The 9,444-nt window shown below is 70.8% G+C and carries 8 protein-coding genes; all 8 read right to left on the bottom strand.

Translation table 11 applies throughout. The annotated features are described in order from the left end of the window. Positions 1-664, bottom strand: a 664-nt coding sequence (locus ACFWZ5_RS42620) for a flavodoxin-dependent (E)-4-hydroxy-3-methylbut-2-enyl-diphosphate synthase (protein ID WP_384892459.1), incomplete at its 3' end; no start/stop codon positions are given. A gap of 4 nt (positions 665-668) precedes the next feature. Beyond that, the gene (hpnH, locus tag ACFWZ5_RS42615) at positions 669-1,688 is read right to left on the bottom strand and encodes an adenosyl-hopene transferase HpnH (RefSeq protein ID WP_384795990.1); all 1,020 of its coding nucleotides are present in this window, start codon (positions 1,686-1,688) and stop codon (positions 669-671) included. A gap of 5 nt (positions 1,689-1,693) precedes the next feature. Next, complete coding sequence (locus tag ACFWZ5_RS42610) at positions 1,694-2,344, bottom strand: 1-hydroxy-2-methyl-2-butenyl 4-diphosphate reductase (RefSeq protein ID WP_384795988.1); 651 nt, start codon at positions 2,342-2,344, stop codon at positions 1,694-1,696. Next, positions 2,344-4,338 (bottom strand): squalene--hopene cyclase, encoded by a 1,995-nt coding sequence (gene shc, locus ACFWZ5_RS42605; RefSeq protein WP_384795986.1) that lies wholly within the window; start codon positions 4,336-4,338, stop codon positions 2,344-2,346. Before shc ends, ACFWZ5_RS42610 begins: the two co-directional genes overlap by 1 nt. A gap of 105 nt (positions 4,339-4,443) precedes the next feature. After that, a complete protein-coding gene (locus tag ACFWZ5_RS42600) occupies positions 4,444-5,553 on the bottom strand; it encodes a polyprenyl synthetase family protein (protein WP_384796000.1) in 1,110 nt (369 codons plus the stop codon). A gap of 29 nt (positions 5,554-5,582) precedes the next feature. After that, entirely contained in the window at positions 5,583-7,088 is a 1,506-nt protein-coding gene (hpnE, locus tag ACFWZ5_RS42595) for a hydroxysqualene dehydroxylase HpnE (RefSeq protein WP_384795984.1), read from the bottom strand. 109 nt (positions 7,089-7,197) lie between these two features. Beyond that, positions 7,198-8,148 carry a presqualene diphosphate synthase HpnD gene (gene hpnD / locus ACFWZ5_RS42590; RefSeq protein ID WP_384795982.1) on the bottom strand — a complete coding sequence of 317 codons (951 nt, stop codon included), beginning with the start codon at positions 8,146-8,148 and terminating at the stop codon, positions 7,198-7,200. Then, the gene (hpnC, locus tag ACFWZ5_RS42585; RefSeq protein ID WP_384795980.1) at positions 8,145-9,047 is read right to left on the bottom strand and encodes a squalene synthase HpnC; all 903 of its coding nucleotides are present in this window, start codon (positions 9,045-9,047) and stop codon (positions 8,145-8,147) included. The genes hpnD and hpnC overlap by 4 nt, the downstream gene beginning before the upstream one ends. Positions 9,048-9,444: the final 397 nt, after the last annotated feature.

The following is a 9,444-nucleotide window of genomic DNA, read 5'->3' as shown; positions in this document are numbered from 1 at the left end:
TGACCCCCAGGTGCAGCGGATAGTCGCACCGCGCGGCCAGCTGCCGGTAGGCGTTCACCATGACCACCGGGTCGTTGTGCTTCACCGAGATCTTGATGTCCCGGAAACCGTGCTCCTCGAACAGCGACGCCTCCCACAGCGCCGACTCCACCAGCGCCTCCGGCGTCGCCTTGCCGTACTTGGCGAGCAGGCGCTTGTCGAGCGACCCGGCGTTCACCCCGATCCGGATGGGGACCCCCGCGGCGGACGCCGCCCGCGCGATCTCCCGCACCTTGTTGTCGAACTGCTTGATGTTGCCGGGATTCACCCGCACCGCCGCGCAGCCCGCGTCGATCGCCGCGAACACGTACTTCGGCTGGAAGTGAATGTCCGCGATCACCGGGATCTGCGACTTACGGGCGATCGTCGCGAGCGCGTCGGCATCGTCCTGCGTCGGACACGCCACCCGGACGATCTGACAGCCCGACGCCGTCAGCTCGGCGATCTGCTGCAGCGTCGCCCCGATGTCGGACGTACGCGTCGTCGTCATCGACTGCACCGACACCGGCGCACCGCCCCCTACGGCCACCGGTCCGACCTGGATGCGCCGTGACACACGGCGCTCCGCGATCGGTCGGACCGGCAGCTCCGGGAGGCCCAGAGAGACGGGCACTCCAGGGGTCATGACGTCACCGGTTCCCGTTGACGGTCTCGCGCATGGCCCGCAGGGACTCCTTGAGGGAACCCATGGTGGCGAGGACGGCGGTCGGCTCGTAGCCGCAGTGCGCCATGCAGTTGGCGCACCGGTCGTCCTTGCCGCGGCCGTACTTGCTCCAGTCGGTCTTCTCGATCAGCTCCCGGTACGTCGGTACGTAGCCGTCGCTCATCAGGTAGCAGGGGCGCTGCCAGCCGAACAGCGAGTAGTTGGGGATCGCCCACGCCGTGCACTGGAAGTCGACCTTGCCCTCGAGGAAGTCGAGGAACAGCGGCGAGTGGTTGAGCCGCCAGCGGCGCCGGTTGCCGCCCGCGAAGGCCTTCTTGAACAGCTCGCGGGTCTGCTCGACGCCCAGGAAGTGCTCCTGGTCGGGCGCCTTCTCGTAGGCGTAGGCGGGCGACAGCATCATCTCGTCGACCTTCAGGTCGTCGTTGAGGAAGTTCAGGACCTCGATGATGGTCTGCGGAGTGTCCGTGTTGAAGAAGGTCGAGTTGGTGGTGACCCGGAAGCCGCGCCGCTTGGCCTCCTTGATCGCCGCCACCGCCTCGTCGAACACGCCCTCCTTCGCCACCGACTCGTCGTGCCGCTCGCGCATCCCGTCGATGTGCACGGCGAACGCGAAGTACGGCGAAGGCGTGAACTTGTCCATCTTCTTGCGCAGCAGCATCGCGTTGGTGCACAGGAAGACGTACTTCTTCTTCGCCACCAACTGCCGCACGATCTCGTCGATCTGAGGGTGCATCAGCGGCTCGCCACCGGCGATGGAGACCATCGGCGCACCGGATTCAAGAACGGCGCCCACGGCCTGGGCGACCGGCATGCGCTGCTTGAGCACACCTGCCGGGTGCTGGATCTTGCCGCAGCCCTCACACTTCAAATTGCACGCGAAAAGCGGCTCCAACTCGACGATCAGCGGAAACTTGTCCCGCTTGCGCAGCTTCTGTTCAAAGAGGTAGGTAGCGACCTTGATTGACTGACGCAGCGGCATAGCCATCTGGCTCACCTCCGGGGGAGCAGCGAGGAACGGTGCCATTCGAAAAAAGCGGGAAGCACGGAACGAAGAACGCGGAAGGCCTTTATGCCACCGCGCACCGTGCCGATACGGACGAGTTCGTGCTGGGGGGCGTCCACGACCACCCGGACGGCCGCAACGGGCCGGGTTCCGGCGGTCACGGCGGTGCGCAGCGTGGCGGCGGACTCCATGTCCACGGCGATCGCGCCGGTGGCCAGGAGGTCGCCGCGCTCATGGCCGCGCACGACGTGGTCGGAGCCGGTGAGCGGCCCGGTGTGCACGGTGCGGCCGGGCAGGGCCCGCACCAGCTCCTCGACCAGGAGCCCGGTGCCGACGCAGGGCGTGCTGCCGCCCTCGTACCGGGTCTCCTCGGCGACGACCAGGTCCCCGGGGTGCATGCCGGGGGCGAGCCCCGCGCAGAAGCCGGTGGCCACGACGGCCGCGTCGCGCAGGGAGTCCCGGCCGAGCGCCTTGCCGACCGCGCGCCCCGCGGCCTTGGGGCCCATGCCCGTGCGCAGCACCGTCACGGGACCGCTCGCGCCGCCCCGGTCGCCGGTGCGCAGGGCGAGGTGCTCGATGCCGAGCGCACAGGCGACGAGGAGCGGTGCGGGCCCCGGCCGGCCCTGCCCGGTGGACATCAGCTCCCCTTGGCGGCGCCGCCGACGCGCGGCTCGCCGTTGACGTACCGGCCGAGCGCGGTCAGCGGGAAGACCTGCCGGTAGAGGTGGTAGTTGATGGAGAAGTCCCAGGGGAAGCCGGTCCCGGTGAAGTACGGCTCGTCCCAGGAGCCGTCCTCGGTCTGGGCCTCCGCGAGCCAGCTGACGCCGCGTTCCACGGCCTTGGAGTCCCGCTCGCCGGCCGCGAGCAGCGCCATCAGCGCCCACGCGGTCTGCGAGGCCGTCGACGCGCCGTGCCCGATCCACTTCTCGTCGCGGTAGGACCGCAGGTCCTCGCCCCAGCCGCCGTCGTCGTTCTGGACCGACTCCAGCCAGGCGACCGCACGGCGGATCGCCGCGTGCGAGGCGGGCAGCCCCGCCGCGACCAGGGCGGGCAGCACGGACCCGGTGCCGTAGACGTAGTTGACGCCCCAGCGCCCGAACCAGGCGCCGTTCGCCTCCTGTTCGGCGAGCAGCCACTCGATGCCGCGCCGGGTGCGCGGGTCGTGGGCCTTGCCCTCGTAGGCGAGCATCTCGACGACGTGCGCGGTGACGTCGGCGGACGGCGGGTCGATGACCTCGCCGAAGTCGCAGAAGGGCAGCTTGTTGGGCAGCGGGCTGGTGTTGTCGACGTCGAACGCGGCCCAGGCGCCGTTCTTCGACTGCATGCCGAGGTTCCAGTGCACGCCGCGGGCGATGGCGCTGTCCATGCGGCGCCGGTCCGGGTGGGCGACGCGGCGCAGCGCGAGGACGACCTCCGCGGTGTCGTCGATGTCGGGGTAGTTGTCGTTGTGGAACTCGAACGCCCAGCCGCCCGGCGTGAGATGGGGCCTGCGCACCGACCAGTCGCCCGGTCTGACGATCTGCTCGCCCAGCATCCAGTCCGCGGCCTTCACCAGCTGCGGGTGGTCGGCGGGCACTCCGGCGTCGGCGAGCGCGATCGTGGCGAGGCAGGTGTCCCACACCGGTGACTGACAGGCCTCGATCATCCGGGCGCCGTCCTCGCGCCATACCGCGAACCGGTCGAGGGACTCGATGCCCGCCTTCAGGACCGGGTGGTCGAGGTCGTAGCCGAGCAGGTGCAGGGCGATGACCGAGTACACGGCGGGCGGCTGAATGCCGCCCCAGCAGCCGTCGTTCTCCTGCCGCTCGACGATCCAGCGCGCGGCGCTGTTCATCGCGGCCTTGCGCAGGCTTCGCGGCGCGACCTTGTGGTACAGGTGCAGCGCCTTGTCGAGGCGCTGGAAGACGCCGTCCCAACTCGCCACCGGGGCCAGGGGCTTGGCGGGGTTCGGGGTGCTCGCGTCGGCGTGCAGCTCGTCGAGCGGGAACGGCGCGGGGCGCACCGGGCGCTTGGCGGAGACGATGGTCAGCGGCACGATGGTCTGCCGCGCCCAGCAGCCGAAGTCATAGATGTTGAGCGGGAACCACTTCGGGAAGTAGATGAGCTCCGGCGGCAGTTCGGGCAGGTCGTCCCACTTCCACCAGCCGAAGAGGGCGAGCCAGATCCGGGTGAAGACCCGGGCCGCGGCGATGCCGCCCTGCTCGCGGACCCAGGCGGAGGCCCTGGCCATGTGCGGCTCGTCCGGCGCGTCCCCGGCCAGGCGCAGCGCTACGTACGCCTCGATGGTGGCGGACAGCTCGCCAGGACCGCCGTAGAAGGTGCCCCAGGTCCCGTCGTCGCGCTGCTCGCCGCGGATGAAGAGCGCGGCGGCGCGCGTGGTCGACTCGTCCCGGATGCCCAGGAACTGACGGAGCAGCAGGTCCTCGGCGTCCATGGTGACGTTGGTCTCCAGGTCGCCCTTCCACCAGCCCTGGGCGTCCTGGCGGGACAGCAGGAACTGGGTGGACCGTTGTATGGCGCGTTCGGCGGCTTCTGTTGCCCCGGCCGCCCCGGGGGTGGTGTCGGTTGTCTTGGTGGCCGAGGCCGCGCGGGGCGTCACCGCTCCGGTGGAACCGTCGGTCGTCGCTGTCATGGCTTCCCCTTCAATGCAGTGCTTCTTCTCTGCTGGGTCCGCCGTCGGGCACCGCCTTCACCAGGCGGTGCTCGGCGACTGCGAGTCAGGTGTGCCCGATAGTGATCATCTCTTCCGTACGACGACGAAGTCGGCGAGCGCGGTCAGCTGCGCCCGCACCTGGTCCGGCATCTGGACCTTGTCCAGGGCCTCGATGGCGACGGCGTGCTGCCGCCGCGCCTCCTCGGCGGTCCACTCGCGCCCGCCCGCCTCCTCGATGAGGGCGGCACGCGCGGCGAACTCCTCCTCGGAGAAGCTGTCGAAGTCATTGCTCTTGGCGTCGGCGGCAAGGAGTTCGCCGAGCCGCTCGGACGCGGGTCCGCCCGCGGCGAGCGCGGCGACGACCGGCAGGGACTTCTTGCGCTGGCGCAGATCGCTCCAGGTCTGCTTGCCGGTGGCCTCCGGGTCGCCCCAGATGCCGAGCAGGTCGTCGACGGCCTGGAAGGCGAGCCCAAGGTGGTAGCCGTACCTCTCCAGGGTGTCGGCGGTGGCGTCGTCCGCGCCGCCGAGCACCGCGCCGATGGAGACCGCGCAGGCGAGCAGGGCGCCCGTCTTGTTGCCCTCCATCTCCAGGCACTCCTCGACGGTGACCCGCTCGCGGTGCTCGTAGGAGATGTCCTGCGCCTGCCCGTCGATGAGGGCGCGGGTCGCGGTGGTCAGGCGGCGCGTGGCGCGGCCGGCCTCGACGGTGCCGATCTCCAGGAGGATCTCGTTGGCGAGGGCGAACAGGGCGTCGCCGACGAGGATCGCCTGTGCGGGGCCGTGCACCTTCCACACCGTGTCGCGGTGGCGGCGCTGCTCGTCGCCGTCCATCAGGTCGTCGTGCAGGAGCGAGAAGTTGTGCACCAGCTCGACGGCGACCGCGCCGGGCACGCCGGTCTCCGGGGGCGCCCCCGCGGCCTCGGCGGACAGCAGTGCGAGCGCCGGGCGCACGGCCTTGCCGCCGTCGCCGACGGACGGGTTGCCCTCGGCGTCGATCCAGCCGAAGTGGTAGGCGGCGACGGTGTCCATGGGCGGCGCGAGGCGGTCCACCGCGGACCGCAGCACCGGGGTGGCCAGCGTCCGGCCCCGCTCGAGCAGCGAGGTCACGTCCACAGCGGCCGGTTCGGCCGAGGGCACAGTCGGCACAGTCTCTCCTCTATTTCCGGTTGCTCCGGTGGTTCCGGTACGGGGCATCCGGGGCGAGGGCCCCAGAAGGTCGAGGGTCACGCCGCCTCCTCGAAGAGATGGTCACGAGGGCGGTCGAGGGCGGTCAGAGCGGCCCGGGCCGCGGAGATTCCGCTGCGTACAGCGCTTTCCATCGTCGCGGGCCAGCCGGTCGCGGTCCACGCGCCGGCCAGGTACAGGCCGCGCGCCTTGGTGTGCGCGCCCGGTCGCAGGCGGCCGACGCCCGGTGTCGGCGCGAACGTCGCGGTGCGCTCCCGGGTCACGAAGAAGTCGAGGACGCGTGCGCCGTGCGCGGCGGGCAGCAGGCGCTCGAGCTCCGGCAGATAGCGCTCTCTCAGGGCCGCCACGGGCGCGTCGATCTCGTCCTGGGCCGCCGACTGGGACACCGCGAGGTACTGGCCCTCCCGCAGTCCCGAGGCGTCGGTACGGTCGAAGACCCACTGGACCGGCGTGCCGAGCGCGGCGAAAAAGGGCCGCTTGAGGACCTTCCTGTCGTACACGACGTGGACGTTGAGGATCGGTGCCGTGTCGATGGCGAGCAGCCGGTCAGGGTCGTCGAGGGCGCCGTCGGGGAGCAGGTCGTGGGTCTCGGCCTGGGGCACGGCGAGCACCACGGTTTCGGCCTCGATGCGCTCGCCGGGAACTTCCACGCTCCAACCGCCGTTCTTATGGGGCGAGATGGAGGTGACGCGTGTTCGCAGTTCGGTACGGACGCCCGCGGAGTCGAGCGCCTTGCGGGCCAGGCGGTCATGGAGTTCACCGAGGGGCACCCGTGCCCAGCCGATGTCGGCGGCGCCCGGGTCGGAGAGCAGCCCGGTCTTGAACACCATCGCGGCGAGCCCGAGTGAGGCGTCGCCCGCGACGGCGTTGAGGGTGGCGACGCCCACGAGGTCCCACAGCGCCTCGATGGCGCGCGGCGACTGACCGCGGGCGGCAAGCCAGCTGCCGAAGTCCTGGTTGTCCAGGGCGGGATCGGCCGGGTCCAGCCCCTTGAGGGCGAGCGCCGCGCGGCCCACGTTGGCCCGCTCGGCGAGCGACAGATGAGGGTACGTGGCGAGGCTCGCCGCCAGGTGCAGCGGCACCGGAAGCGCGGTGCGGCGCAGGCGTCCGAGCCTGTTGCGGTCGGCGTCGAGCACGGGGACGTCGAGACGTTCCTGCAGCGGTGCCAGGTGTGCGCCGTCGACGCGGTCGAGGAACCAGCGGTAGGCGGTGCAGCAGCGCAGATAGACGTGCTGTCCGTTGTCGACGGTCAGGTCGCCGCGCTGGAAGGAGAAGGCGAGTCCGCCCAGGCGTGGCCGTCCCTCGAGGAGCGTGACGTCGAGGCCCGCGTCGGCGAGGGCGAGCGCGGCGGTGACACCGGCGAGCCCGCCGCCCACGACGACGGCGCGGCTGCCGGCGGGGGTGTCCTCGGCCGGCCGCGCGCCCGGGGCAGCGCCGACCGCCGGGCCGGCTGATTCCGCGTCCGCCGTCCGGTCGGCACGGGCTGCTCCGCCCGTGGACCCGTTCACCTGAGCGCCGGGCACCGCCTCGTCGTCCTGCCTCATGCGTCCTCCCTTTCGGCAGTTGCAGTCTGGGACGCCAAGGTCATGCGGAGGGTTGCCCGCCGTTTTCGGCGCCGAGTCCCGTATGCACCGACGTCACCGTTGGTGCACGTCACGTACGCCTCCTGACGGCCTGCCGTGAGACGTTCCGCGCGTCGAGGCCGGAGAGACCGCGCACGGCGACATACGCCTTCTCGCGGCCCGGCAAGGAAACGCGGCCCCGAAGGACCGCTTCCGGCTCCCGCTCGATCCGGTCGAGCAGCCGGCGGTAGATGCCCGCCATGGCGGCCACGCAGGCGCCGCTGCGGCGGTCGAGCAGGGGAAGCAGCCGGTAGCCCTCGGCGAACAGGGCCCGGGCGCGGCGCACTTCGAAGTGGACGAGACCCGCGAAGTCGGACCCGGCGGGCGGCTCGGGCCGCGAAAACCCGGCGGAGCAGCCGAATTTGGCGAGGTCGTCGGCCGGGAGGTAGGTGCGGCCCTCCAGGGCGTCCTCGCGAACATCCCTGAGGATGTTGGTGAGTTGGAGGGCGAGGCCGAGCGTGTCGGCGTACTCGGACGCGCGCTCCGCGTGCAGCGCGCCCGGTTCCGTGCCGAACACGCCGAGCGAGAGCCTGCCGATGGCCCCGGCCACGCAGCGGCAGTAGACCTTGAGGTCCTCCCAGGTCTCGTAGGTCTCGCCGCGCACGTCCATCAGGACGCCGTCGATCAGCTCGTCGAGACCGCCGAGCGGGATCGGGAAGTGCCGGGCGGCATGGCTGAGCGCCACCGCCACGGGGTCGGTGTCGTCCTCCTCCACCGCTCCGTCGCGGACGCGGGTGAGCAGGGCCCGGGTGTCGTCGAGCCGGGTCTGCTTCACGTCCGGCGCAAGGACGCCGTCCCCGATGTCGTCCACGCGCCGGGAGAACGCGTAGAGCGCGGACATCGCCCGCCGCTTGGGCGTCGGCAGCAACCTGATGCCGTACGCGAAATTTCGTGCCTGCTGCCCGGTCACGGCCTCGCAATAGCTGTATGCGGCGAGTACCGGCGCGGACACGCGAGGTTCTGACTCCACGGTCCGGCTCACCCCTCTCCTCGCAGAACCGCACCCACCTCGCGCAGCAAGCGCGGCTTCGTGGGCTTCGGCGGCCTTGGAAGTACGTCGTATCCGGCGGCGGCGATCGCCGAGACCGCCGCCCTCCCCCCTGCCACGAACCCTGCCAGCAGCAGCTTGAGCCTGCCGTGCACGCTACCCACCAGGGGGGTGCCTTCATTCAGGAGGCGATGGGCGCGTTCCGCTTCATATGCAACCAGTGCGCGCACCGACGCGCCTGCCGTAGGGACAGCCAGATCCCGCTCCTGGACATGAAACCTCTTCATGTCTTCGGCGGGCAGATAGATGCGGTCGCGCGCGAGGTCCTCGCGCACGTCCTGGAGGTGCTCCACGATCTGCAGAGCGGTGCACACCGAGTCCGAGAGGCGGATGCGCTCGGGTGTGGCGGTGCCGGTGATGGCGAGGACGAGGCGGCCGACCGGGTTCGCGGACAGCTCGCAGTAGGCGACGAGGTCGTCGTAGGTCTCGTAGCGCTTGACGACCTGGTCCTGGCGGTTGGCCGCGATCAGGCCGAGGAACGGCTCGGGGGTCAGGTCCCGGCGCCTGACGGTGGGTCCGAGGGCCCGCAGCAGCGGGTGACCCGGCTCCTGACCCGCGGCGAAGACCTTGCGCAGATCGGCCTCGAAGGCGTCGAGCAGCGCGAGCGGGTCGCCGGCCGCCTGCGGGTCCGCGCCCAGGTAGCGGGCGTGGGCGGTGCCGCGGGCGAGGTCGGAGTCGCCGATGTCGTCGACCAGGCGGGCGAAGCCGTACACGGCCATGAGGTCCTCGCGCCAGGCGCGCGGGAGGAAGAACGGGGCCACGGGAAAGTTCTCGTCCGCGGCTTTGTCGAGGACGGCGGACGCATCGCGGAGCTGGAGATCGTCCGTAGCCATTGCCGTCACATCTCCCGTTCTACACTGCCGACCCAATACATCCTATTTCGGACACGCCGCCAAGGCCGTCGTGCGGCGGACCGTGCCCCACGCCCGACCAGGGAGCGATATCGCCCCACTTGCCGCGAATCAGCACCGGTACAGCTTACGTTGTACAACGCAGGGCCCTTCGGCGGGGTGTTCTGCGCATCACAAGAACGCACCGATTGGCTTCAATCTTCCCTGAGCTCCTGTGACTTGAGAGACGCCTGGTGTCTGAAAATGTGTCAGGGCCCCGCCAGGTCGTTCCGGCGGGGCCCTGCTCCGTCCGGCCACCCCGTGGGGCGGCCATCCAGTTACTTACCGGTGAACTTCTCGTACTCCTTCAGGACCTCTTCGGTCGGTCCGTCCATCCGCA

It is taken from the genome of Streptomyces sp. NPDC059003 (assembly GCF_042740445.1).
Lineage (GTDB): Bacteria > Actinomycetota > Actinomycetes > Streptomycetales > Streptomycetaceae > Streptomyces.
The sequence above is the reverse complement of the archived record's forward strand: the minus strand, read 5'-3'. Positions and strand labels throughout refer to the sequence as shown.

Coding starts and splice junctions, on each gene's coding strand:
- ACFWZ5_RS42600 (WP_384796000.1), bottom strand. CDS start 5,553: ATGCCCCGTACCGGAACCACCGGAGCAACCGGAAATAGAGGAGAGACT.
- ACFWZ5_RS42610 (WP_384795988.1), bottom strand. CDS start 2,344: ATGTCCACCGGGCAGGGCCGGCCGGGGCCCGCACCGCTCCTCGTCGCC.
- shc (WP_384795986.1), bottom strand. CDS start 4,338: ATGACAGCGACGACCGACGGTTCCACCGGAGCGGTGACGCCCCGCGCG.
- hpnE (WP_384795984.1), bottom strand. CDS start 7,088: ATGAGGCAGGACGACGAGGCGGTGCCCGGCGCTCAGGTGAACGGGTCC.
- hpnC (WP_384795980.1), bottom strand. CDS start 9,047: ATGGCTACGGACGATCTCCAGCTCCGCGATGCGTCCGCCGTCCTCGAC.
- hpnH (WP_384795990.1), bottom strand. CDS start 1,688: ATGGCTATGCCGCTGCGTCAGTCAATCAAGGTCGCTACCTACCTCTTT.